At 41.1% G+C, this 22,639-nt stretch carries 24 protein-coding genes and 2 pseudogenes; 10 read left to right on the top strand and 16 right to left on the bottom strand.

The features are described from left to right. The first annotated feature begins 36 nt into the window (after positions 1-36). Genes AC1DRQ_RS11735 through AC1DRQ_RS11725 form a run of 3 tightly spaced genes read left to right on the top strand, consistent with a single transcriptional unit; the run spans position 37 to position 1,453 of the window. Entirely contained in the window at positions 37-204 is a 168-nt protein-coding gene (locus tag AC1DRQ_RS11735; protein ID WP_477424541.1) for a hypothetical protein, read from the top strand. A gap of 48 nt (positions 205-252) precedes the next feature. Beyond that, entirely contained in the window at positions 253-1,314 is a 1,062-nt protein-coding gene (locus tag AC1DRQ_RS11730) for a hypothetical protein (RefSeq protein WP_477424539.1), read from the top strand. Between the two features lie 25 nt (positions 1,315-1,339). Next, positions 1,340-1,453, top strand: coding sequence for a circadian clock KaiB family protein (locus tag AC1DRQ_RS11725; RefSeq protein ID WP_477424609.1), 114 nt, complete (start codon positions 1,340-1,342; stop codon positions 1,451-1,453). A gap of 436 nt (positions 1,454-1,889) precedes the next feature. Here the strand turns inward: AC1DRQ_RS11725 and AC1DRQ_RS11720 are convergent, their stop codons facing one another. Next, positions 1,890-2,342, bottom strand: a complete 453-nt coding sequence (locus AC1DRQ_RS11720; protein WP_477424538.1) for a DUF1003 domain-containing protein — start codon at positions 2,340-2,342, stop codon at positions 1,890-1,892. A 645-nt stretch (positions 2,343-2,987) separates the two neighbouring features. Between AC1DRQ_RS11720 and AC1DRQ_RS11715 the strand changes: the two are divergent. Next, positions 2,988-3,275, top strand: a pseudogene (locus AC1DRQ_RS11715) (DUF8188 family protein); the annotation flags it as partial. A 115-nt stretch (positions 3,276-3,390) separates the two neighbouring features. On the opposite strand, the gene AC1DRQ_RS11710 reads toward AC1DRQ_RS11715, so the two are convergent. From AC1DRQ_RS11710 to AC1DRQ_RS11695, 4 genes are all read right to left on the bottom strand, one after another. After that, positions 3,391-4,005 (bottom strand): YdeI/OmpD-associated family protein, encoded by a 615-nt coding sequence (locus AC1DRQ_RS11710; protein ID WP_477424536.1) that lies wholly within the window; start codon positions 4,003-4,005, stop codon positions 3,391-3,393. 17 nt (positions 4,006-4,022) lie between these two features. Beyond that, positions 4,023-4,430, bottom strand: a complete 408-nt coding sequence (locus tag AC1DRQ_RS11705; RefSeq protein WP_477424535.1) for a VOC family protein — start codon at positions 4,428-4,430, stop codon at positions 4,023-4,025. Between the two features lie 72 nt (positions 4,431-4,502). Further along, entirely contained in the window at positions 4,503-5,411 is a 909-nt protein-coding gene (locus AC1DRQ_RS11700) for a helix-turn-helix domain-containing protein (protein ID WP_477424534.1), read from the bottom strand. A gap of 439 nt (positions 5,412-5,850) precedes the next feature. Beyond that, complete coding sequence (locus tag AC1DRQ_RS11695) at positions 5,851-7,014, bottom strand: NAD-dependent formate dehydrogenase (protein WP_477424533.1); 1,164 nt, start codon at positions 7,012-7,014, stop codon at positions 5,851-5,853. Positions 7,015-7,322: 308 nt separating this feature from the next. On the opposite strand from AC1DRQ_RS11695, the gene AC1DRQ_RS11690 reads away from it, so the two are divergent. From AC1DRQ_RS11690 to AC1DRQ_RS11680, 3 genes are all read left to right on the top strand, one after another. After that, a complete protein-coding gene (locus tag AC1DRQ_RS11690) occupies positions 7,323-8,264 on the top strand; it encodes a helix-turn-helix domain-containing protein (RefSeq protein ID WP_477424531.1) in 942 nt (313 codons plus the stop codon). A gap of 126 nt (positions 8,265-8,390) precedes the next feature. Continuing rightward, positions 8,391-9,122, top strand: coding sequence for an SDR family oxidoreductase (locus AC1DRQ_RS11685; RefSeq protein ID WP_477424530.1), 732 nt, complete (start codon positions 8,391-8,393; stop codon positions 9,120-9,122). 122 nt (positions 9,123-9,244) lie between these two features. Beyond that, positions 9,245-10,090 carry a helix-turn-helix domain-containing protein gene (locus tag AC1DRQ_RS11680; protein ID WP_477424529.1) on the top strand — a complete coding sequence of 282 codons (846 nt, stop codon included), beginning with the start codon at positions 9,245-9,247 and terminating at the stop codon, positions 10,088-10,090. A gap of 29 nt (positions 10,091-10,119) precedes the next feature. On the opposite strand, the pseudogene AC1DRQ_RS11675 reads toward AC1DRQ_RS11680, so the two are convergent. Then, a pseudogene (locus AC1DRQ_RS11675) lies at positions 10,120-10,302 on the bottom strand (hypothetical protein); the annotation flags it as partial. Between the two features lie 88 nt (positions 10,303-10,390). Further along, entirely contained in the window at positions 10,391-10,843 is a 453-nt protein-coding gene (locus tag AC1DRQ_RS11670) for a hypothetical protein (RefSeq protein ID WP_477424527.1), read from the bottom strand. Positions 10,844-11,302: 459 nt separating this feature from the next. Here AC1DRQ_RS11670 and AC1DRQ_RS11665 point away from each other — a divergent pair, with 459 nt between their 5' ends. Together AC1DRQ_RS11665 and AC1DRQ_RS11660 are read left to right on the top strand one after the other, a co-directional pair. After that, positions 11,303-11,683 (top strand): helix-turn-helix domain-containing protein, encoded by a 381-nt coding sequence (locus tag AC1DRQ_RS11665; protein ID WP_477424525.1) that lies wholly within the window; start codon positions 11,303-11,305, stop codon positions 11,681-11,683. A gap of 17 nt (positions 11,684-11,700) precedes the next feature. Continuing rightward, complete coding sequence (locus tag AC1DRQ_RS11660) at positions 11,701-12,564, top strand: helix-turn-helix domain-containing protein (protein WP_477424523.1); 864 nt, start codon at positions 11,701-11,703, stop codon at positions 12,562-12,564. A gap of 44 nt (positions 12,565-12,608) precedes the next feature. Here AC1DRQ_RS11660 and AC1DRQ_RS11655 read toward each other — a convergent pair whose 3' ends face one another. The 4 genes from AC1DRQ_RS11655 to AC1DRQ_RS11640 all read right to left on the bottom strand — a co-directional run bounded on the left by AC1DRQ_RS11655 (position 12,609) and on the right by AC1DRQ_RS11640 (position 16,197). Next, positions 12,609-13,220: an alpha-ketoglutarate-dependent dioxygenase AlkB family protein gene (locus tag AC1DRQ_RS11655; protein ID WP_477424522.1), complete on the bottom strand. Its 612-nt coding sequence runs from the start codon at positions 13,218-13,220 to the stop codon at positions 12,609-12,611. A gap of 28 nt (positions 13,221-13,248) precedes the next feature. Beyond that, positions 13,249-14,328, bottom strand: coding sequence for an L-dopachrome tautomerase-related protein (locus AC1DRQ_RS11650; protein WP_477424521.1), 1,080 nt, complete (start codon positions 14,326-14,328; stop codon positions 13,249-13,251). 18 nt (positions 14,329-14,346) lie between these two features. Continuing rightward, complete coding sequence (locus AC1DRQ_RS11645; RefSeq protein WP_477424520.1) at positions 14,347-15,348, bottom strand: YhdH/YhfP family quinone oxidoreductase; 1,002 nt, start codon at positions 15,346-15,348, stop codon at positions 14,347-14,349. A 627-nt stretch (positions 15,349-15,975) separates the two neighbouring features. Beyond that, the gene (locus AC1DRQ_RS11640) at positions 15,976-16,197 is read right to left on the bottom strand and encodes a hypothetical protein (RefSeq protein ID WP_477424519.1); all 222 of its coding nucleotides are present in this window, start codon (positions 16,195-16,197) and stop codon (positions 15,976-15,978) included. 1 nt (position 16,198) lies between these two features. On the opposite strand from AC1DRQ_RS11640, the gene AC1DRQ_RS11635 reads away from it, so the two are divergent. Further along, entirely contained in the window at positions 16,199-16,552 is a 354-nt protein-coding gene (locus AC1DRQ_RS11635) for a hypothetical protein (protein WP_477424518.1), read from the top strand. Between the two features lie 14 nt (positions 16,553-16,566). Here AC1DRQ_RS11635 and AC1DRQ_RS11630 read toward each other — a convergent pair whose 3' ends face one another. The 5 genes from AC1DRQ_RS11630 to AC1DRQ_RS11610 all read right to left on the bottom strand — a co-directional run bounded on the left by AC1DRQ_RS11630 (position 16,567) and on the right by AC1DRQ_RS11610 (position 22,621). After that, positions 16,567-18,174 carry a hypothetical protein gene (locus AC1DRQ_RS11630; RefSeq protein WP_477424516.1) on the bottom strand — a complete coding sequence of 536 codons (1,608 nt, stop codon included), beginning with the start codon at positions 18,172-18,174 and terminating at the stop codon, positions 16,567-16,569. A 6-nt stretch (positions 18,175-18,180) separates the two neighbouring features. Then, positions 18,181-19,221, bottom strand: coding sequence for an HlyD family secretion protein (locus AC1DRQ_RS11625; RefSeq protein WP_477424514.1), 1,041 nt, complete (start codon positions 19,219-19,221; stop codon positions 18,181-18,183). 11 nt (positions 19,222-19,232) lie between these two features. After that, positions 19,233-20,582, bottom strand: coding sequence for a TolC family protein (locus AC1DRQ_RS11620; RefSeq protein ID WP_477424513.1), 1,350 nt, complete (start codon positions 20,580-20,582; stop codon positions 19,233-19,235). A 248-nt stretch (positions 20,583-20,830) separates the two neighbouring features. Beyond that, a complete protein-coding gene (locus tag AC1DRQ_RS11615) occupies positions 20,831-21,133 on the bottom strand; it encodes a helix-turn-helix domain-containing protein (protein WP_477424511.1) in 303 nt (100 codons plus the stop codon). A 618-nt stretch (positions 21,134-21,751) separates the two neighbouring features. After that, a complete protein-coding gene (locus tag AC1DRQ_RS11610) occupies positions 21,752-22,621 on the bottom strand; it encodes an AraC family transcriptional regulator (RefSeq protein WP_477424509.1) in 870 nt (289 codons plus the stop codon). Positions 22,622-22,639 lie beyond the last annotated feature (18 nt).

Raw genomic sequence — 22,639 nt, 5'->3', positions numbered from 1 at the left:
GAGCAGATAACTTTAGATAATTAATCAGCTAAAGTTATGATACAACAAATTTCCTTATTCAACGGATATCATAAAGTGGTGATCATCCTTATAGCCCTGGTGACCACTTTGATCCTGGCGTATTGCTACGCGGAATTTATTTTGGCATTGATCAACGCTACGGCGATTAAAACATCGCCCGATGGATTAGTACCTGCTGAGTAATAAGGTAGGCAATACATAAACATTAACATATCCCGTAAACCTTACACCATGATTAATAAAGTTTTAAACCCTAACACCCCGGCTGATTCAGTTACCCATGATGGGGTGTGGAAAAAGCGGTTGCGCTTATGCTACACCCGTTATTTTTTTGTAGTAATGGCCAGTCTTTTCCCGATAATGGCGGTAATTGGTTTTACACCAGATTACCAGATGATAAAGTCCCAAGGGCTTGAAGTTCATTGGTTTCTTCATGTTCATGGTGCCATAATGGTATCGTGGCTGCTGGTTTTTCTTGTACAAGCGGTACTTGCGGCAAAAGGCAACCTCAAATTTCACCGCAGGCTCGGCCTTATTTCCGTGGTGCTTGGTGTATTCGTTTTCCTTAGCATCGGTATTGCCATCGTTCATGCAAAAATAGCCTATTCGCCCCCGGTAGGCGACGCTGACGCCTGGGGCATTTTGTCACAACAATTGTATGGCTTCCTGTTATTTGGCCTACTGTTCATATGGGGTGTCCTGGCCAGAAAAAATGCCGGCGCACATAAACGGTTGCTTTTACTGGCAACGGTGGTTCTGATACAAGCTGCTGTAGACCGGATACGTTTTTTGCCGGGAATAAACGAGGCATTATATATTCGTTTTATTTACCTGGATGTATTGTTAATTCCGCTGTTTATTTATGATCTTCTTACCGTAAGGCACATTCACAAAATAACAGTAATCGGTACAGTATGCATCATCTTTTTACAGTTTACGGTAACAAGGGCCTGGGGCTCGCCCGTTTGGAATAAGTTAGCCTATAGCCTGTTCGCACCCTTCATGGAGCAGCACGTAGAAATAAAGCTTACCGATGCGCAGATTAACCCCGTGCTGGGCTATTACGGCGACAAAAAATGGAAGATCTCAATTACCCGTACCGGCGGAAAGGTCTATCTCCAATTGCCAAACGTACCAAAATTTGAAATGGCAGCGATCTCTGAAACGGAATGGTTCCTAAAGGCAACTACATGGAGGATCTCTTTTATAAAATCCCCGGATGGCAGTATAACGAAGATGGTCAACAAACAGCCTAACATAACCTGGGAGATGCCGAGATTTAAACAGCAATAGGACTGATGAAAAATCACGTGAACAGATCATCGCCATTCCCACATTGATCCGGAAACTACCAGCACCAATGCGTGTATTGGTAGGCGACTTATCTGATAAAGACACGGTTCTGGTGGGGTTAAATATTAAACCGGCCTAAGCGCTGTTTTCGTATTTTCTCTTTCTATTTATTTACCGGTATGCGGGAAAAGCTCGATCACACGGCGGATGCAAAGGAATCTTATATAAGCCGTTTGAACCGGATCTCTACTTTCAAAGAAAAGTGCTTCCTCGATAATGCTAACCTTGTAGCTTGACGGTAAGTTTCGGTTTTATTTTATTGATGCCCACCTATTTGTTGGCCTATAATCCAGCCCGGATCTGTAAGTAACGTAAATCTATAAATAAGATGCTGTGTAAATGAGTTACTTCAGGAATTGAACATTTTTAAACAATCTGTAAATTATTAAATTTTTATTGCCTTATCTATTGGTTTATATTCTACCTCGGCCTGTGAAATCACAAAGAATAGACATAGCGAAAAAGTCGCTTACCTTTCTTTTTCACGCGGTATCCTCATGAAAATCTCAATGATATTACATCGTTGAATTATCGGCCTTCTTATCCAATTTTTCAACCAGTTCTAAAATGCGGTCAAGTTTATGAATCTCAATCGAATTTAGTTTCTTTAGCAACTCTTCAATTTCTTCTTTGGCTTCGCAATTTGTTCGATAATCGGCTTCCGCCTGAGTACGATCCCGCTCCGTCTGGCGATTTTGGGCCATCATAATAACAGGCGCGGCATAGGCAGCCTGTGTAGAAAAAAGAAGATTGAGTAATATATAAGGATAGGGATCCCAATGAGAAATATAGGCCACAGCATTCAGTATCATCCATAGGGTTACTATAATCGTTTGGATAATGATAAAACGCCATGAGCCCATGCCTGATGCAACCGAATCTGCGAGGCGTTGCCCAAAGTCTAAAGATTCCTGATGTAATTGATGCCAGGTTTTACCCGGCTTAAGAGGATTTAAACTGAATTTCATAACTTTAAAATATAAGCAATATAGATATTTTGTGATTGTACAGTCAATGAATTGATGGCACATAGCGGTGCATTTTCATGAGTTCTTCATGTTCGGTAAAAAGATATCACCCATTCTACATGATCCCATAATCGAGTTAAGCATATTAATCGGAACCGCGTGTTTGCAGACATGCGTACCGGTCACAATATTCCACCAGCAGGTTATATTCCCAAGGGTTACTGGTAACTCGCCTAACTATCACAACCATCTTGCAACGGACATGAACGAGCCGTTTGACAGTATGGGTAATTCAAAAGGTGCGCGTTATCTGTTGGCCAATCCGATTCCAGCTGCTATTTGCGGAACGCCGAGGAGTTTAGCCCTTTATATTTTTTAAAAAGTCTGTCGAAGTGGCTTCGTCAGTGAATCCCACCTCGTTTACGATTTCATTGATCCGCCTATCACTGTGCTGAAGCCTGGTTTCAATCCACTTCAACTTATAATTGATGATATATTGCTGAAGACTTTCTCCAGTATGCTTATTAAATATCGTCCAAGCCCTCAGAAATGTTAAAATGACCACTGATATTTTCAATGCGCAGGTTAGTGGACTTAATAATATTTTCTGCACATAACTAAGAATATCTATTACGGGAGTATAAGAAGTTATTTAACCTTTTGTTGTACGATTGGGAAAGAAATGAGAAAGATCTGCTTATACTAAATATTGATAAGCAACGGCTATCTGTAACAGTAAACAAAGATGATCTTAATAATGCCGGTTATGGAACTAAAGCGCAGCCGGTACCTGTTTTCAAATTTGATGTGATCTCGCCTAAAAATGATTATCCATTTTTACATACAACACAGGAGCAATATACTTATAACGTTTCTCAATATTTAAAATACGTTATGCCAAAGGATGAATTTAACAATCGGTTTGGCAAGTGATTACTATGCTTGAATGCGATGTAATTCCACAGCTTTCAACGACTAAATTTCTACCTATGAATGTAAAAAAAGCCATAAGGCAGCGGGTATTATCAGATACCCGCAATTGAGTGGCTCATTTCTGGTGCTTCCAAAACCGTCCTTTTCCTTCCGAAATCCACTCTAAAGCTTCATCGATTCTTTTTTGGCGGGTTTCATCAGTCTTTGCGTCGGTAATCCAGATGATATATTCTTTACGGAAAGAATTAGACTTGCTTTCAAACACTTCTTTTGCCTTAGGGTTACCCGCTAAGGCAGCCTGAAAATAGTCAGGTGTTTCCAGTATTTTAAGTTTTTCGGTTGCCGGTTTTTCCCGCTTTATTTTTACGCCTTGCTCATTCAACTGTACCGCTTCTTTGAGCACGGCTATAAATTCTTCGTCGGGAGGCAGGTCGCTTAGCTTAGTAATTTTTCCTAAAAACCGCTTGATCGGTTTAGTATCCTTATTCGCTTTTAAACGTGGGTCGCTCATGATTTGGCCCTTCATAAAAGTGAAAGAGCAATGGGCTTTATATGATGCCATTACACACATATGATCGCCTTTGTAATCAAAATGAGGAATTCCCCATTTAATTGTCTCGTGCACTTCCGGGCAATATTGTTGTACAAGCTTGCGCCAATGTGCCAAAATAGGCTGTGCAAATGTTTCCGCTTTTGCGATATATTGGTCTACTGCTGAATTGTTGTTCATAAGGTTTGAGTTGAAAATTACGATTGCGGAAAATGGCTCATGTCCACGTAGGCCAATTCCCACTTATGGCCGTCAAGGTCGGCAAAACTGTGCTGGTACATAAATCCGTGCTCTTTGGCTTCTGCATAAATCCGTCCGCCTAATGATTCGGCTTTATTGATAAACTGTTTCACTTCATCAGCAGAGTCGGCATCCAGTGCAATCAGCACTTCTGTTTGTTGCTGTGCGTTGCAGATTTCCGTATCAATGAAAGACTTGAAATAAGTATCGGTGAGCAGCATGACGAAAATACTTTCGCTTACTACCATGCAGCCGGCCTTCTCGTCGGTAAATTGCGGGTTGAATGAAAATCCTAAATTTTGGAAAAACTCCATAGACCTCGCCAGGTCTTTTACTGGCAAATTGATAAATACTTTACTAGACATATGTTTGAACTTAATCTACAAAGTAACCTTGTATGATCAAAAATACGCTGTTCAAAAACTTGGTTTATAAGATCAATTTCCTAAATCCCGCTGCCTGCGGAATTCAGACGGCGACAAACCTGTTTGCTTTTTAAAAAACCGGCCAAAGTTCGTCGGGTCTGAAAAGTTGAGCTGGAAGGCAATCTGAGCTATCTCTAATTTCGTATATAAGATAAGCGATTTAGCCTCCGCAGCTAGTCGGCCCGTAATAAAACTAAGTGCGTTCTTGCCTGATACCTGCTTGACAACTTGCGAAAGGTGGTTTGCTGTGATTGAAAGCATATCTGCATATTCCTGTACCGTCCGCTTGTCAATATAATGGTTATCGATCAGTTGCACAAACTTGCGCAGCAACTCCTGCTGCATGGTTACAGGCCGCTTTGCGTTGTCATGCTCCATAGCAAACTGTTCCAGGTTGCAAAAAAGGCCCAGCAACTTTAACCTTGCTTCCAAATGCTGATCTTTGTCTGATTGTTCATAAGCTGTGAAAACAGTTTCAAAGTGCGATGCCAGTTGATCAAACGTTGCGTGGTCAAACTTAAACAAGTTGGTATGCAGCAAATCAAACAGCGGAAATTGCTGGTGAAAGTCTGGTTTAAAAAAAGAGAAAGCTTCGGGTTTAAAGTAGATGATGTACCCTTCCAGCGCATTGTTATGTGCAAAACTGTAAATGAGATTGGGGGAATGAAAAACAAGATAAGAATCGGGGTTGTGAACCGTTTGATCGCCATAGTTCACCTGAATCTTGCCGGAATTAAAAAACAGGGCAAAAAAATAAAATGATCGCTTGAATGGAGGCCGGTAAATTGAAACCTGACCGGGAACCGGCTTTAGCCGCAAGCAATAAAAATTCGGATTGGCAGTTTCAGCAGGCCAGGGAATAGATGCCAGGAAGTCGTTGATCTCGGTATAATAAGGCAGCGTTGTTTTTGTTTTTCCCATGAGAAGATAGCATACGATTATGCTAAAATAAAAAAGTTCATTGACCGGTGGCATGTAAGTAACGGTTCTCGTGCAAAGGTTGTGCCTACATCCGCCGAGGGTTTAAAAACAACTTGAGATACGATAACAGCCATTGAGGAGTTGATGAGCATTTTTTACTACTTTGAAAAATGATACGCCTGCTTTCAAAAAGTTACTTCAACAACTGATTAATAAAAATATGACACTTTATCAATTATAATACACATATCGAGTCATCCGTAGTATACAGAAAGAACTTAGAGGGTAACTTAACCCAGGTACTTTTTATGTAAGTGGCGAAGGTGGGTATACAGATATTTGCCTTTTTAAACGTCGCTGAAATTTGATTTGTCTTAATAATTGGTCCTGCAGCAATGACCATTGCCGTTGGACCAATTATCGAAAATATTAACAGATGCTATTTTTCTTTTTTGACAGTATAAGAACTTGCACCTACACCGGCAAGCTTGCCGCCTTTTGTGACCAGATAAACATCCCGGATAGGTTTGCCTTCAAAAAAGCATTCCAGGATCTCGCGGGTTCCCGCAGAATATCGTGCCTGGCCTGGCAACGATGAACCTGAGATATGCGGCGTCATCGCGTTGTAGGGCATTGACCTCCATCGATGATCGGCAGGAGGGGGCTGCGGATACCAAACGTCACCTGCGTAACCGGCAAGCTGTCCGCTTTCCAGTGCGCGAACAATCGCATCCCTGTCGCAGATTTTTGCCCTTGCTGTATTTACAATATAAGATCCTTTTTTCATTTTGCCGATCAGTTCGTCATTGAAAAGCCCTTCAGTCTCCGGATGTAAAGGTGCGTGAATGCTTAACACGTCACAGGCAATGGCGAGCGATTCTGCATCAGGATGATAAGTAAGTCCTAATTCCTTTTCGACTTCTTCAGCTAAACGGTGACGCTGGCTATAGTGAAGTTTAACGTCAAATGGTTTTAATCTTCTCAACACGCCAAGTCCGATTCTTCCCGCAGCCAGGATACCTACATTCATGCCCTCGACATCATAAGATCTTTCTACGCAGTCAGCAATATTCCAGCCGCCGTTTTTTGCGATTTCATGAGACGGGATGAAATTTCTCACCAATGAAAGAATACTCATTACAGTATGCTCCATAACACTGGTGCAATTGGAGAAAGTAACCTCGGCAACGGTAATGTCGTGCTCATTAGCTGCTTCCAGGTCCACGTGATCTGAGCCGATGCCGGCAGTAATAGCCAGTTTTAATTTTTTAGCTTTAGCGATCCGCTCTTTAGTAAGGTAAGCTGGCCAAAACGGTTGCGAAATGACTACGTCTGCATCCGGGAGTTCCTTTTCAAATTCGGAATCAGAGCCTTCCTTGTCACTTGTTACCACGAAAGTATGGCCAAGGCCTTCCAAAAATTTACGTAAGCCCAGTTCCCCGGATTTACTGCCAAGAAGTTCTCCCGGTATGAAATCTATTGCATGGGGTGTTGGCAGCGTCTGGCCATCGGGATATGATTGAATAACCGGGATATCAGCACGGGCATAGGTCTTTGGATAACCGTTTATTGGGTCGGGATAAAGCACACATAGAATTTTCATTTTTGCTGGTTTTAAATTGTTGTAATTTTTAATAGGTTTGAAAAAAATGGACTTATAAAGCTGTCAGTTGACAATCGTAATTACCCGTTATAGAAAACTTCATGCCAATGGGTTAATTAATTGCTAATCAATTTGTTGGATACTAAAAACCAATTTTAAAAATATCGACATATCGTTATTTGCAGATTTGTAACGATAATATATTGGGGTTTAACGATGGATGCGTTGAATCTGAAAGGAGGTATTACAAAAAAGCAAAATCTGTTCGTTATAATTTTTGTAAATTGTACTGTGAAATCCGATAGATCATGAAAAAATATCCCCGACCTTTTACGTTTAATTCCCTCGCTAAACTAAATCATGAATTAGGATTGCCGGAACCGCTCCATCGGTTAATTACAATTTCTGATTTTCGGGAATGTACGAAAGACGCGAGCTATTTGGGAGAAGCAGGGGTTTTGCTTAACTTTTATCAGATATCCTTTAAAGAAGTTTTTACTGGAAAAGTAGGCTATGGACAACAATCTTATGATTACGACCATGGCGGCCTGTCTTTTTTATCTCCTAATCAACTTCAATCCCGCGAAACCTGTGACGAAGAGTGCGAGGGAACTTCGCTGCTTATTCATCCGGATTTTCTTAAGGGTTATTCTTTGGCGAGATCGATAAAAAGTCATGGCTACTTCTCTTACGCTGCAAAAGAGGCGCTGCATATATCCGAAGATGAAAAAGTGATTGTAAGGGAGATTTACCGGAATATCAAAGCCGAACTGGAGCAGCGACTTGACTCGTTCAGCGAGCAAATTATCATCAGTCAGATTGAATCGCTGTTGAATTATTGCGACAGGTTTTATCAAAGACAGTTTATAGCCAGAAAAGTAGTAAATAACGATCTCCTGTCTAAAATGGAGTTTTTACTGGACGAATACTTTAGCCGGTCATCGGCTAAAAACGGCTTGCCCACGGTACAATACCTTGCTGATCAACTATGTACCTCCTCTAGCTATTTGAGTGATATGCTGCGCAGCTACACTGGTTTAAACGCACAGCAGCATATTCATCAAAAGATGATCGAAAAAGCGAAGGAGTTTCTGGCAGGGACCGACTTGCCGGTTGCACAGATCGCCTATCAGTTGGGTTTCGAGCATCCACCTTCTTTCAACCGCATTTTTAAAAAGAAAACTAACTTAAGCCCTAACCAGTACAAGAATCAAGCAGATAAAGCGCAGGAACTGCAACTTACTGCCTGATAATTCAAACCTGAGCACGGGAATTAATTTACTAAAGTTATTGACCGAATCAGGCAAGTTTAATGACCTCCTGAGACAAATTAGCGCGTACTTAACCGGCGACTTTTGTATTAAACATTTAAATAAATGGAAAATATAAAAGATAAAGTTGTCATTATTACGGGTGCGAGCAGTGGTATGGGTGAGATCACCGCGCGAAAATTAATTGATCTGGGAGCCAAAGTGGTGCTTGCCGCCCGGCGGACAGATAAATTAGAAGCCCTTGTCAGTGAATTGGGCAGTAACTCATTTTTTGTTAAAACTGATGTTTCTGTACGTACAGAAGTCGATAAGCTTATTGCAGCGGCAATAAACAAGTTTGGCAAAGTCGATGTCTTGTGGAACAACGCGGGGATTATGCCGATTTCTTTTTTGGAAGAAGGCAAGGTGGAAGAATGGGATAAAATGATAGATGTAAACATCAAAGGCGTGCTATACGGTATAAATGCTGTTTTACCGCACATGCTCAAGCAAGGCTCAGGTCACATCGTTGCAACATCCTCCGTAGCGGGAAAAAAAACTTTCAAGAGCAGCGCAGTGTATAGCGGCACAAAATTCGCGGTCGCGGCCATCATGGATACGCTTAGGGATGAAACTGCAGGAAAGATTAAAACGACCACCATCTATCCGGGCGCAGTAGTAACAGAACTTGGGCATGATATTACCAGCCCTATGGTTGCTGAGATGAGCAAAAGTTTCGGCACTATGGACATGCTTGATGCATCGGCAATTGCGGACGCATTTATTTATGCGATCAGTCAGCCGGGGAACGTAGCGGTAAATGATGTGACTATCCGTCCCATCGGTGCATTTTTATAAGGAACTAAGCTAATATTGAATTAATATAAATTGTTAGCCTGGGTGCTATCCGCATTTTGGCTAACAATTTTCACTGTTGCCTGTGTCTTAATCCCGCTAACTTAGCCTGAAAAATTATCATAATGGGACAACAACAGGATAAGGGTGTGGATATTCAATTTGCTGTAGGAGCAATCTGTACCCATGCGCGCCTGGATTATATAACTGAGCATTTTGTATGCCACATCGTAAGCGGTGAAATTAGGGTGATCGAAAGTGATCGCCAAAGTATTTACCGTGCCGGCGATTCTTTTTTACTTCGCAGAAATACCCTTGCCAAAGTGGAGCATCGGCCAATCGGCCACGGAATCGAATTCAAGGTCATGTTCTTAGTGTTGAAAAAAGAGTTTTTGCAGGATTATGCTATTCGCCGAAACTTATCCAATTCCCCCCAAACAGCCAACTTAATACCGCAGGTAATGTTGCTGCGGCCGTCACCAGCGCTAACGGGTTTGTTTAATTCCCTATTGCCTTATCTGGATGCGCATAATGATCCCAGTTCACTGATCGTTACGCATAAGTTGGAAGAGTTATTGATTTGCTTACAGGAATTGGACAGCGGGTTAATATCCAGTTTAATGACTGTAGCATCAACTGAACGGCTGGATTTAGCTGAGTTTATGGAACGCAATTATATGTTTAATGTGCCGCTTACTAAGTTTGCCGAACTGAGCGGGCGAAGTTTGTCGACCTTTCAGCGTGATTTCAAGAAGATTTTTCATGCCCAGGCCGCACACTGGCTACTGAAACGTCGATTGAAAGCGGCCCATGATCTTTTAACGCACTCTGGCCGGAAGCCCAACAATGTTTACTTAGAAGCAGGATTTGAAGATTTGGCACATTTTTCAAGATCGTTCAAAAAGGAGTTTGGCTATAACCCATCACAGGTCGAAAAAAACCGAACAAATAACAGTGTTGAAACTATTTGATTGTCAAATAACGGATTAGATAGGGCAGGCTATCGATTTGGAATTTCAGGACCACCGTAAGGATTATCTAGCGCCCTCATGATTTCCATAAGCCGTTGTCTGGCTAATGTATCTTTGGGGTTCGCCTTCATTACTTCCCTATTACGTTCAATAGCCTCTTTAACATGGTACTGGGTTACAGCCCTGTTTATTCTTAATACTTCCGGCAATACTGCTGCTTCAAATTAGGCAATTGATTCTTGGTCGGTCATGTGCCGAAATTAACAAACGATCTTCAAAACTTTAATCATAGGCCAAGACCTATGTATTATCTTTCAATTTTTTCAAATTTTCCTGCTCTTCCTCAGGGAACTCAACATAATTCGAAAGATCCTTCACCATATTTCTGGCGAAGATTGCGCCTGCTGAGTTGCTGGTCAGGATATCATCATCGCCTAAATCTGCCTTTTCACCGTATATCGCTTTTTTCAACTCGACCCTTTGGTGAACCTCATTCAATTTTCCCCGCATCTTTTCTACCATCGTAAAATCGGGTTTCGCCTTTTCCATCAGGTCTGCGAAGTCTTTATAAGGCGATAAATTAACGGTAATTACTTGCTGCAACACTTCACCCCATTGTAACACTTCCTGAGCAACGTATACCTTATTGTTCTGTGATTGAAATTCCATCACCATTGCCAAGAACATTTCCGGAGTTCCGCTAAACTTGCGTTTGCCCTTAAATAGCTTACCAAAAAAATCAATTATTCCCATGGTGCCCTTAAACTGTTATCTTAATATAAATATAAGTTGCATAAATTTGTTTTTCAAATCAATACTTCCTTTCTCTTATCTTCATGGCATCCCCTTCGAGCCGGGCTTTCCCCTGTTTCTGCTCCGCCGGATGGCGCTAATATCGCATGATGCATTGGCAACGCGCCAGTTTTGCTCAAACTGGATTTCCAATCATAACCCGTCTCGACTTCTGATTTGTTAGGCATGCAAAGAGATATTTAAAGTGTTCCGGGTTTTGCCGCGCTTTGGCTAATTGTTTCCTCATTTTGGCTAATTTTTCTGTCTTTCGGATTCGGAGATTTGTTCGAATAAAACATTGCTTACCTGCTTTTTTTGTAAGGAAATTAAAACGGTTTTCGATGTATTCAGCAAAATATGATGAACAGCCAAATGGAGTTGCTCTTTAATTATTGTGACCGCTTTTTTCAAAGACTACTTATGACCAGAAAAGCCGTAAAAAACGATCTCTTGTCAAAAATGGAGACGCTGCTGAACCACTATTTTGATCAGCAATCTGCAAAAAATAGGCTACCCACCGTTCAATACCTTGCGGATCAATTTGGAGTATCACCCAGTCACCTAAGTGATTTGCTGCGGAGTCTTACCGGTTTAAATGCACAACAGCACATACACCAAAAGATGATTGAAAAGGCAAAGATATATCTCGTTTCAGGCGAATTATCGATTGCGGAAATAGCTTATCGGCTTGGATTTAGGCATCCGCCGTCTTTCACCCGAATTTTTAAAAGGAAAACAAATTTATGCCCTCACCAATTCCAAAACCAATCCCAGAAAGGCATTGGAAGCCGTAATTTATAACTAACTGCTTATTAGCAATGAACAAGAAAAGCCTTTATCAGCCATTTGACATTATCTACAAGGAGTTGGAGGCTTGCAGGCAAAATCCCTATAAACATAATTTTTTTGAACTGGTCTATATTCTAAAAGGCAGAGGCAAACTATTTATCAGCGATAACTCTTTTAACTTCTGTTCCGGCCAGTTATTTTTGATTACTCCAGCTAACCGGCATTTTTTTGATGTCAAGGATGCTGTTCAGGTGATTTTCATCCGGTTCAATAATATCAGCTATGAACAATCGCAATTTGTTCGGGACGAACAATGGTTAAAAAAAATTAATTTGATCCTGCTTAAGGCCAGTCACCGCCCTGGTTCGATACTGTTTAATTCGACAGATAAATTATTAGTTAGGGCAGCGATGGATGCGATTCTAAATGAACTGACATCCAGCCAGCTTTATCACTTGGAATTGATTGCTCAAATTGTGTTTACGCTGATAACTATTGTAGCGCGGAACATTGCGATGACATTGCCTGAAAAGGTGGGTGAACATACAGGCGACACCGTAATGAGCATTCTTCATTACATTCATGAAAATATCCACAAAAACCACGATCTGCGGCTGGATGTCATCAGCGATCATTTCAATATCTCAGAAGGCTACCTGGGTCGCTATTTTAAAAAACACACGGGAGAAAGTTTGCAGCAGTATATCATTAGTTATAAACTTAAACTCGTCGAAACCCGCCTTCAGCACAGTGACATGCGCATCAATGAAATTGTGAATGAACTCGGATTTACCGACGAAAGCCATCTGAACCGGCTATTTAAAAAATACAAAGGGCTAAACCCATCCGCCTACAGAAAACAACAGCATCAGATTATTGCACTTGCCAGCTAAATACAGACGGGCTCAATGTACTGGTAATTTTTCATCAGGAATCTTCAGGTTCTGCTGATCCGAAAGGTCAGATTAACTCTCTCCTTCATAGGAATCGTAGATTTTGCGATGCGGTGCTGCCATTTATCCTGAAAATCACCTTTCATCAGCAAATAAGATCCATCCTCCAATAAAATATTGAATTTGATCGTATGATTTTCTTTATTCCTGATATCAAAAACCCGTTCCTGGCCCAGGCTTACGGAAGCTACAAACATATTTCTTCCCGGTATTCCATCACCGTCGCTGTGCCAGCTCACGGAATCATTGCCATCACGGTAGTAATTTAGGAGCACACTGTTAAATGACATACCTGCGAGTTTTTCGACTTTGGATTTAATCGCCAACAAATCTTCGGTCCACGGTGATGGGACTTCCCTTTTTCCCTTAATCGAATAATCTGCATCGCCATCTCCGAACCATGCCGTCAATCTGGGGGTAATCACCTCTTTACCATACATCAATACAGCCTTTTGGGTCCAATCCGTTTCCTTAATTAATTTATTTAATAATATTTTACTTTCGGCGGGGCCGATAAGTCCGGGTCGGTAATCAAACAAATCTGTGGTGATATCCCGGCCACTGCCAAGCTGGTCTAAAAAGTTTAATTGTTCCATTTTTGCTAATATTTAAATTGGTTACAAATCAACTTTTGAACGGTTTGGCGTCAATCTGCATTTTATAAATATATACAGGTAAAACCACCTTTGATGATCCATTTTGAAAAGGCGCTAACCTGTTAAGCTGACCGGCAGGCATATACAGGTAACCCGATTTATCAATCCATAGCGCGTCCGACCAGGCCAATCTTGTATCCTGAATGATAATCGTTGACTGACCTGCAGGATCGATTTTTAATATACGGGAATGGTTTACGTCAGATAGATATATATTACCATCTTGATCTATCGCTGTTCCTCCGGTTGTCGGTGATTCAAACCACAATTTTACATGCGAAGAAAGTTGTTCTTTGCTTAAGCTTTTGTCCGTCAGGTAACGGCATTCAACCCTCGACATTGGCCCCGAGGCAGGCTGGAAATATAAATACTTACCGTCAGGTGAAACTTCAAGCTGGTCAGCATGAATCAGCACTTCCTTTTTATCTTTTGTCTGCATGATGTTACCTTCTGCTACCAACGGAATCGCATCAGTGGTGGATTTATCACCTTCCAAAACCCGTCGTCCCTTACCCGTTTTTAAATCCATAATGGCCAATGCCGGTTCCCCCGCATCAGTAAGAAATATGGTAGATCCAAAAATCCGCAGATCATCAATAAAGCTATTTTTCTTCATCACCCCATCGAGCGGGATAGTCCGGATTACTTTATTGGTTTTAATGTTAACCACAACTAATTTGGATGCTCCGTGAAGAGCCTGATCACCCATCTTTGGCGCACCGGTATCTACAATCCATAAATTTCCATCCGGCCCGATTCGCAGTGAATTTGTCCTGACAAAAGAATGAGCTACTTCTTTGCCCTTAGCCCAGGAATTCCAGGCTGCATTTGGATAAGCAACAACATTTCCGTCTTTTTTTATCTCTGCGATACTTATGCCATTTTCGCCCTCCAGTTTAGGGAAACAAACAAAAATTCGTCCATCATCAGAAAGGGTAACTCCATTCCAAACGGTATTCGACCTACTGACGGTTAAAAGCTTTTTTGTGGTCTGTTCATTGGTGATGGTTATTGAAAAAAGCAAAGCTGTAATTAAGAGATTTTTCATGTATAACAATTTATAGATTTAATCTACCATTCTGATAACTATCCTGCCATGCATCTGCCCGGCAAGAATCTGTTTAATCTGTTCGGGCAGCTCATTTAGGGTAATTTCGCGCGCCAATTCATCCAAATTATCCGGTAGCCATTCCTTACTCAGTTTTTCCCATACCGGTAATCTTTGTTCTAAAGGCAATTCCACCGAATCAACACCAACCAATTGTATTCCTTTCATGATGAAAGGGAAAACTGTAATGGGCAGGTCGCCGCCGTTTACCATGCCGCAAGCGGTTACCACCCCTCCATAATTCAGGCTTTTGATAATGGAAGCCAACACCTGGCCGCCAACCGTATCTATGCCCGCCGCAAATCGTGGTTTCAATAAAACCTTATTCGGCTGCTCTTCTAATTCAGATCTTGGAATAACAGCTGAAGCGCCTAAATTGGTAAGGAAATTAGTTGCAGAGTTCTTCGAACTGACTGCTAAAACGCGGTACCCGAGTTTTGCCAGTATAGCAATGGCCACAGAACCAACCCCGCCTGTAGCGCCGCTAACAACAATATCCCCTTTATCAGGCGTAATGCCATTGCGTATTAACGCCTCCACCGACAGTCCTGAGGTAAATCCTGCCGTACCATAGATCATGCTCTGTCTTAGCGTAAGGCCTTCAGGAAGTTTGACCAGCCATTTAGCCGGAACTCTAACGTACTCCGCAAATCCGCCATCAGTATCCATCCCAAAATCAAAACCTGTAACAACGACCTTATCTCCTTTTTTCCATCCTGAGGCGTTGGAAATCTCAATAACTCCCGAGGCATCAATACCTGGTATGTGCGGATAAACCTTCGTAACCGCCCTGTTGCCACTGGCGGATAAAGCATCTTTATAATTTAAGGAACTATAATGTACCTTAATCAGCACTTCACCTTCAGGTACATCATATAAGGTGTTCGTAATCGTTTCTAATTTAAATGTGCCATTTTCACCCTGAACGGCCTGTAAAGCATTAAATGATATCGGTTCCATATTTTATATCGGTTAATAAATTTTATAATAGTTCTTAAAGATCAGTACTATTTGTACGCTTTTCACAGCGCCGTTTAATTCCAACTCGCATTATAAATCTCGGGACATTTGCTATAAAAAAAGTGTATATATCAGTTTAAAAACAGTATAAATCATCTTCCGTCTGCTACATATTTTCCCAGCTCAATAACTTTTTCCGTCCCAATAAATAAAATCCCCCTCTGTCCGTAGTCAATCTGAATGGCCAGTAAGAACCGACAATCATGAGCTCTTTTTTCATTAATCAGAGTGATGAAATTCAACTTGGTTTCCGAAACCGGAAATTCCTGTTGTCCCTGTAACCACCACAAAAATCCCGGCCTTAACAACAAAAAATCGTCCGTGTATCCCTCATGATGCAGCGATATGATTTTCCTCGTCATCTGGCACTTGGTCAACCTGTAGGGTTTCATTTGTCCTTATTTGAATAATCCTGAATCAAGCAATTTGTATAAGCAATTAAAATGAGATAGAAAATATTATGCCATGCATGTATATTTCTGTGAATGAGTGGTTTGTAAAGTTATTCAGCTGGTTGTTTTAGCGAATAGCCGTTGAATAGCAAAAGTATAGCGCAAATACTCAGTATCAGGCGATGTCGGCCAGGAACCTGTGCCGTAATCCGCTTATAAATGGCGGAAGCTCAAGAGGGACAAATTCTTTCGCTAAGGAGGCCACTAATAACGAAATAGCGATAAAAATTAATTGTTTGTCTTTCGATAATTGGCTGAATAATAGTGTTTTGCATATTGGCATAAAATTTACATAAAGCTCACTAATCATCACAACAACTATTAAATTATTATCCATTATGGAATTGCCGGAATTGCCTCCTCACCCTGAGAAACCTCACAAAAAAAAGGCTTATAAGCCTGTCGAAGAGCCTGTTGCTCCATCTATAGTACAGCCGGAATCTGAAGAGCCTAAAAAGAAGTCCTGGCTTTTTAAGGATTCTAAAGAAAACCTTTCGAAAAAGGAAATCGTTTTCAGGGCAGCCTCTATTTTTTTATTGCTCCCTGTGGTAGCTATCGACTGGTATTTCGGAACCAAAATTGTATATGTATTGGTACCAACCTTATTTTACCTTGAAGTTACGGCATTTACCAGTTATTGCCCGATTAAGGCGATCTTCAGCGATGATAGTGAGCCTATTAAATACGAATAGTTCAGTTTCAGATTTTAATCTTTAAACGTCGTGGATTTATTTCTAACGTTTAAAGTGCCATACCTGATTTTTACACTTATTCGGGTAAAGACAATAATGATCAAAATAACGGCGATGATCATTCCTGCCAGCGAGAATATCGCCCGAATAGTCAATAGCTGGCTTTGAATAGTTAAGGAGTCTTGCAGCGATACAAGTGCGGCTTTTGCAGCTTGACCACCGGAGTATCCTTTGGACTCAAAGGACCGGCTTAATCGAGCCGCCCTTTCCTTGAACTCTTCATCCTGCGTGGTGTAGTGCGCAAGGAAATCATAGCGGAAATGCTGATTAAAATATAACTGTAAATTGTAGAAACCTGCATTAGCATTCAATAGCGAAACATACCTTGTACTAGCGGCTATGAACAGTGGCGTAACACCAGTGGATTCAGGCACTGAAGTAATTATAAATAGGGAAATAGGGACAAATAATATGCCCGAGGCTGCCCCCTGGAGAAAAACCGGTAGGGCCAGGTCATTAAATGACAAGTCCGGAGTAAGATAAAAATTCACCCACAAATGATAAATCAATAACATGGTAAACCCGGTTACTAAAAAACGGGAAACGGAAACAGTGGTTTTAATCAGGATTTGTGCTGTTATGATCATAAAGATAACCAGGCCCAGTATATTACAAAAGCCAAGCTCAGCAGTTTGAAACGGGCTCCAATGCAAGGCAACCGCGGTGTAATTGTAGATTAGGTTGATACTTTCCTTGATGCCGTAATAGATTCCCAGCAGTAATAAACCGGCGATAAATTTCTGATTTTTTAAAACATACAGGTGCATTAACGGCCGTTTAGTGGTTGCTTGCCGCCATAGGAAAAGGCCTGCAAACACCACAACTATAATAAAAGAAAGAACGATTCTTTGGTCGGTAAACCAATAGTACTTTGAACCATATAAAAGCGTATAGGCCAGTGCAATTCCAGAAGTGGCAAAGAAAATCAATCCCACCCAATCGATATATCCTAGCGGCAAGGGCCTCATCAGAGATTTCTTTTTAAAGCCAAGAAAAACAATCGCCAGTACCACGCATTGGAATATGATAATGTAAACGTAGATATCAATAATCACAGAAGTTAACGTCGCATTGGCAGCGATCAACCCTACAACAACCGTACTGCTCAGGACAGTTCCGAAGAAAACCGTAGGTGCAAAAACCTTTCTCACCGATGGTTCCAGGACATTAGTAATGATGACCAATACACCGACACAGATAGCATTAATCGATATTCCTTGAAGAAACCTTAATATGAAAAAGATCAATAGGTTCCTGGTATTGAGGCAGCAAATATTAAGCACGATCCCGAAAAATATATTCAGCGCAATATAATTTCGTACTTCATAATGCTTTAACAACCTGAAAACAATCGGCACGTTACAAAGAATCCCCACATAAGTCATTTGGATGGCAAAAACGATATCCTCCGATTGCGCACCAAAGTAGGATACGATATAATTTTGACTGAGCGTAAAACTTCCAAACTGCATAATTGCAGATAGCAAAATTAAAAAAAGGGTTGCCCTTACACCGAAACTCCATTTGGTTAGCCATGGCTGGAAATAATGAGGTTCGTTCATTAGCTGCTATTTTTTAATTAATACCAAAGCATTCATGCCGAGCTTTACCTGATTTAGGTCTTCTTGGTTAAAACTTATTCTCACCGGAATGCGCTGTACGATCTTTACGAAATTTCCTGTTGAATTATCAGGCGGTAACAGGGAGAATTTGGCGCCCGTTGACGCAGCTATTGCATCAATTTTTCCCTTAAAAACCTTACCTGGAATGGCATCGATTTTTATATCTACCGGCTGTCCTATATACATTCCATTGACTTGCGTTTCTTTAAAATTGGCGGTAATCCATTTCCTTCCTTCATGCACAATGGATACCAGTGGCTCACCGGTTTGCACCTGCTGGCCCTCCAGGATAGTTTTACGCCCTAAACGCCCGGAATAAGGGGCTTTGACAATCGTATAATTTATTGCTATTCTGGCTAAGGCGAGATCTGCCTGCTTTTGTTTGATGGTAGCTTGTAATAATGAAATCTGAACCTTTAGCTCACTGATCTTTGAAACATCAGCCACCAGTTTATCTTTTGCTGCTTCATAATTGCTTTTCGATACGTCAAACCGGGATTGTACGGCATCCAAATCGGATCCCGTCGCTGCTTCTTCTTTCACGAGGTTGTTAATGCGTTTAATATCCCGCTGCTGTTCGACATAACGGGCGTTCTCCCCGTCGATCTGATCACGGTCTACATTCATGTCAGCTTCAGAAGCCGCAATATGTGCCCTGAGCACCTTTAAGTCAGCTTCGGCGGTTTCTAAGCCACCAATGGCATTGATCAGTTTTTGCTGGTATTCCTGATCATCAATTATGAACAGGGTGTCGCCTGCTTTTACTTGTTGCTGTTCATTAAATTTGACTGACTTGATAAATCCGCTAACCCTGGCTGAAATCGGATTAATATATCCTTCGACCTGCGCATCATTGGTTTCTTCATACCGCTGTCCGTTTATCAAATATACAGTCAGATAAATTCCAGCGGTAACTAAAACCAGAATAGCCACAACCGATAGTAAGATGTTCTCCCAACGGGTACGCTTGTTTTTTTTTACATTCATGCTCTTTTTCGCTAAAGGTTTCCGGACAGGTACAGCAGCCGGTAATAAATTGCTCTCGCCTCAGTTTCGGCCTCAATCAACTTGTACCTTGTTTCCTGGTAAATATTATCGGCGTCCAACAGGTCGGTCAGCAACGCCAGTTGATTCAGGTATTTAGTGTTAACGATTTTATAATTTACCCTGGCTTGTTCGATAGATTGCTGATTTACTTTAATCCTGTTAAGCGACTCATTATATTTTATGATCAGGGCTTTTTGTTCCTGGGCGACATCATCGGAAATAGCCTCTTTCYTAAGCTGTAATTCCGCCGTTCGTGTCCTGGAAGCATTGAGCTTGTATTTATTCTGATAGAGGGCCGATAGATTGTACTGAATGYCAATTCCAATATACCCCAGGGAATAAGCCTGGTCTACATGCGGGAAGGGTAAGGTATTGGGATAGGCCAGGTAATAAGTCCCGAACAGGCCCAGCGACGGCAATTTGTTGCTTTTAATTTTTTGACCGCGGGCCTGCTCTAATTGTATCTCCGCTTGCGCCTTCCTGACAGCGTAAGATTCTTCCGTTCCCGTCATGCTTAAGGTGTCCAACGCTGTACCTGCTTCGTTTAAGATCTGGGTTGAATCGGCTGTAAGAATTTGGGTGCTTTCTGGCAAGTTCAAGAGGACATTTAGCTTTTGCCTATTAATAATGATGTTATTATGGGTTTCTTCCAGGCTAAGCTTTACATCGGATAAGTTGACCTCGGCCCTTAGCAAATCACTTCTCGTTATCTTTTGGTTCTGAAAAAGCGAGTTGATATTTTTTAACCTTAATTCTGCCCTTGATAATTGATCTTTCGTTAAACCCTCTTCGACTTGCAGTGCGACCAGTTCAAGGTAAAGGTCAGCGGCCTTTAAACTTAGGCTACCCTTTAAGTCCAGTGTTTCGGTTTTGGACAGCAACAGTTCCAGTTTGCGTTCCAGCACGTCCGCTTTCAGCTTTCCCCCCGAATACAGATTAAAAGTCGAGGTTGAATTGATTAGCGCAGCGTTGGAAGACGGAAAAACATTAACCGACCTGGAATGATAAATAAAGTCATTGTATAAAACCAACTTGGAATATCGCTGGTACTCCGCTGACAAACTTACTTGCGGTAGTTTGGCTTTTTGGGCATCGTGAAGATCAGACTGCGAAGCACTTTCTTCCATTATAGCCGCCTGTATTTTTTTATTTTGAAGCTTGGTCAACCCGATAACTTCACCAATGGTAAATTTCTTCTTTATGGTGTCCCTTGACGACTGGCAAAAACCGGTTTGCTTCCATAGTAAAAGAACTAAAAGAACAATATAGCGGTGCCTAACAATTCTGATACGGGATGACATTGTTCAATTAACCTGGTGTTTAAATAATTATGAAATAGGGTTTATGGCGTCGTATCTATTGCACTTACGCATCAATTAGGAAAGTAATACCGACAACCATACTCGGCTAGTATTCTAAAAGAATGCCAATATTTAATTTATTGAATAACTGGTGTTTATGTATTTCGGTAATAATAAAAAGTAACGACATATCGATATTTTTTATCTAATAAACTGAACCGGAAATGCTAATGGCCATGTAGATTTTATCACAAATCTTCTGCCTGATTCCTGAAAAGCGAGGGGGAAATGTTCGTATACCTTTTAAAATATTTACTAAAATGAGATGCGTCAGCAAAATGCAACTTGCCTGCAATTTCCTTGATGGAATAATCTGAACATTTTAGTAAGCATTTAGCTACAGCTATGTTTTGTTCGGCTATCCATAAGCCGACAGGCCTCCCCGTGTTGGTTTTAATAATGTTATTCAAATAGTTAGGGTGCAACTTTTGATCCTCCGCATATTCATGTATGCGAAAAATGCACTTTGTCGTCCCTCTTTTTACATCCACGTAATGTTTATCAAGTGCGCATTTAAACCTGTTAGCGATCTGTGACGCGCGATTTGTTTTCCTTGGGGCCACCTTTCCATTTTATCACGAGAATGAAAATTTAATGCCATTTTACAACTTCTTTTATTTCAGTTAGTTAGCGGATTTTCGTGCACTTTGAAATATCGATATATCGTTATTAATGCTTCAAGTATCATAAAATGAGTCCTTTAACTTATTGTGCTATTTCTTTTCTAAAGAACGTGATTCGAATACGCGTAAGGAAAATTTGATCAGTAATTTAAGCCATCGTTTAACTTTCGCTATCACATAACAACTGTTATCGGGTTATACATGCGGCTTCTTGAGGACCTAATGCGGTATTTAAGTCAAGAATATTTTTAGTCGAAAGGGGTGAAAAGCGCTGCTAATTTGGCGCCCGTAATTGACGTGGGAGGCGCCATCCTGCCACATGCCACTTAATCCATAACAGGCAGTCCAGCATTTCGGGTCGCCGGCTTTTAAAAGCACTATTATCCTGCGATCATCATTACTTTTCTTAGAAACAGGCATATTTCCAGAAATGGATTGGGATAATTGCTATTGAATGATAGTCTCGTAAAATTTATTGGGAGGAAACTATCCGGCTAATGCCATCGCACTGGCATATTGCTTTCGGAATGCTGACGGGTTCACGCCGCGATACTTTTTAAAAAGCCTGTTTAAATGGCTCTCATCCGTAAACCCAAGCTCATTCACAATTTCATTGATCCGCATGTCGCTATGCTGTAGCCGGGTTTCTACCAGTTTTAGTTTGTAATTGATAATGTATTGCTGTAAGCTTTCGCCGGTATGCTTTTTAAAGTATCTGCCCAGGTACCCTTCGGCTATACCAAAATGATCACTGATCAATTCCAGCTTTAACTGGTCGGCATTGTAAATATTTTCTTGTATATAATTAAGAATTTTCATGATGGTGTTACCCGTACTGTCACAAACCATCGTGGGCAGCATCATCGCGATGTTTCTGGCTACAACTGTGATAAGGGTATTGACAACCTGTGCAACCACTTCAAAATGATAAAGCTGTTTTCCTGTCAGCTCGCCCAGTGCCGATTCGATCATTGCCTTAACAAAGACCTTATCCGGTGGATTACAAAGAATGCAACCCGGTTGGTGGCTGGCGTTATGCAGGATGTATTCCATTTTCTTTATCCATTCCGAATCCCGCTCTCCCGGCTGATGCTGAGATTTAACATAAATATCGTTAAACCTGATGAAAACGAATTGGGTAGTATTTTCTATCTCGAATGAATGACAATCCTCGGGTGTAATCAGGAACATATGTCCGGCATGGTAATCAAAGTAATTATCGTTGATGCATTGCTTTCCTGTTCCGTCAAGAATATATACCAGCTCAAAAAAATTATGCTTATGAGCAGACTTCGGGCATACGTCCAGCGTTTTGTAGACGATCTCAAATGGTTGATATAAACTTTCCCGGTGCATAATCAAATTTAGTGAATT

It is taken from the genome of Mucilaginibacter sp. P4_E8 (assembly GCF_056401495.1).
This window is presented reverse-complemented; position numbering and strand designations above follow the sequence as displayed.

Excerpts from the sequence above, each read along its gene's own strand:
- AC1DRQ_RS11735 (WP_477424541.1), top strand. The coding sequence starts at position 37 with ATGATACAACAAATTTCCTTATTCAACGGATATCATAAAGTGGTGATC.
- AC1DRQ_RS11730 (WP_477424539.1), top strand. The coding sequence starts at position 253 with ATGATTAATAAAGTTTTAAACCCTAACACCCCGGCTGATTCAGTTACC.
- AC1DRQ_RS11720 (WP_477424538.1), bottom strand. The coding sequence starts at position 2,342 with ATGAAATTCAGTTTAAATCCTCTTAAGCCGGGTAAAACCTGGCATCAA.
- AC1DRQ_RS11710 (WP_477424536.1), bottom strand. The coding sequence starts at position 4,005 with ATGAACAACAATTCAGCAGTAGACCAATATATCGCAAAAGCGGAAACA.
- AC1DRQ_RS11705 (WP_477424535.1), bottom strand. The coding sequence starts at position 4,430 with ATGTCTAGTAAAGTATTTATCAATTTGCCAGTAAAAGACCTGGCGAGG.
- AC1DRQ_RS11700 (WP_477424534.1), bottom strand. The coding sequence starts at position 5,411 with ATGGGAAAAACAAAAACAACGCTGCCTTATTATACCGAGATCAACGAC.
- AC1DRQ_RS11695 (WP_477424533.1), bottom strand. The coding sequence starts at position 7,014 with ATGAAAATTCTATGTGTGCTTTATCCCGACCCAATAAACGGTTATCCA.
- AC1DRQ_RS11690 (WP_477424531.1), top strand. The coding sequence starts at position 7,323 with ATGAAAAAATATCCCCGACCTTTTACGTTTAATTCCCTCGCTAAACTA.
- AC1DRQ_RS11685 (WP_477424530.1), top strand. The coding sequence starts at position 8,391 with ATGGAAAATATAAAAGATAAAGTTGTCATTATTACGGGTGCGAGCAGT.
- AC1DRQ_RS11680 (WP_477424529.1), top strand. The coding sequence starts at position 9,245 with ATGGGACAACAACAGGATAAGGGTGTGGATATTCAATTTGCTGTAGGA.
- AC1DRQ_RS11670 (WP_477424527.1), bottom strand. The coding sequence starts at position 10,843 with ATGGGAATAATTGATTTTTTTGGTAAGCTATTTAAGGGCAAACGCAAG.
- AC1DRQ_RS11665 (WP_477424525.1), top strand. The coding sequence starts at position 11,303 with ATGACCAGAAAAGCCGTAAAAAACGATCTCTTGTCAAAAATGGAGACG.
- AC1DRQ_RS11660 (WP_477424523.1), top strand. The coding sequence starts at position 11,701 with ATGAACAAGAAAAGCCTTTATCAGCCATTTGACATTATCTACAAGGAG.
- AC1DRQ_RS11655 (WP_477424522.1), bottom strand. The coding sequence starts at position 13,220 with ATGGAACAATTAAACTTTTTAGACCAGCTTGGCAGTGGCCGGGATATC.
- AC1DRQ_RS11650 (WP_477424521.1), bottom strand. The coding sequence starts at position 14,328 with ATGAAAAATCTCTTAATTACAGCTTTGCTTTTTTCAATAACCATCACC.
- AC1DRQ_RS11645 (WP_477424520.1), bottom strand. The coding sequence starts at position 15,348 with ATGGAACCGATATCATTTAATGCTTTACAGGCCGTTCAGGGTGAAAAT.
- AC1DRQ_RS11640 (WP_477424519.1), bottom strand. The coding sequence starts at position 16,197 with ATGGATAATAATTTAATAGTTGTTGTGATGATTAGTGAGCTTTATGTA.
- AC1DRQ_RS11635 (WP_477424518.1), top strand. The coding sequence starts at position 16,199 with ATGGAATTGCCGGAATTGCCTCCTCACCCTGAGAAACCTCACAAAAAA.
- AC1DRQ_RS11630 (WP_477424516.1), bottom strand. The coding sequence starts at position 18,174 with ATGAACGAACCTCATTATTTCCAGCCATGGCTAACCAAATGGAGTTTC.
- AC1DRQ_RS11625 (WP_477424514.1), bottom strand. The coding sequence starts at position 19,221 with ATGAATGTAAAAAAAAACAAGCGTACCCGTTGGGAGAACATCTTACTA.
- AC1DRQ_RS11610 (WP_477424509.1), bottom strand. The coding sequence starts at position 22,621 with ATGCACCGGGAAAGTTTATATCAACCATTTGAGATCGTCTACAAAACG.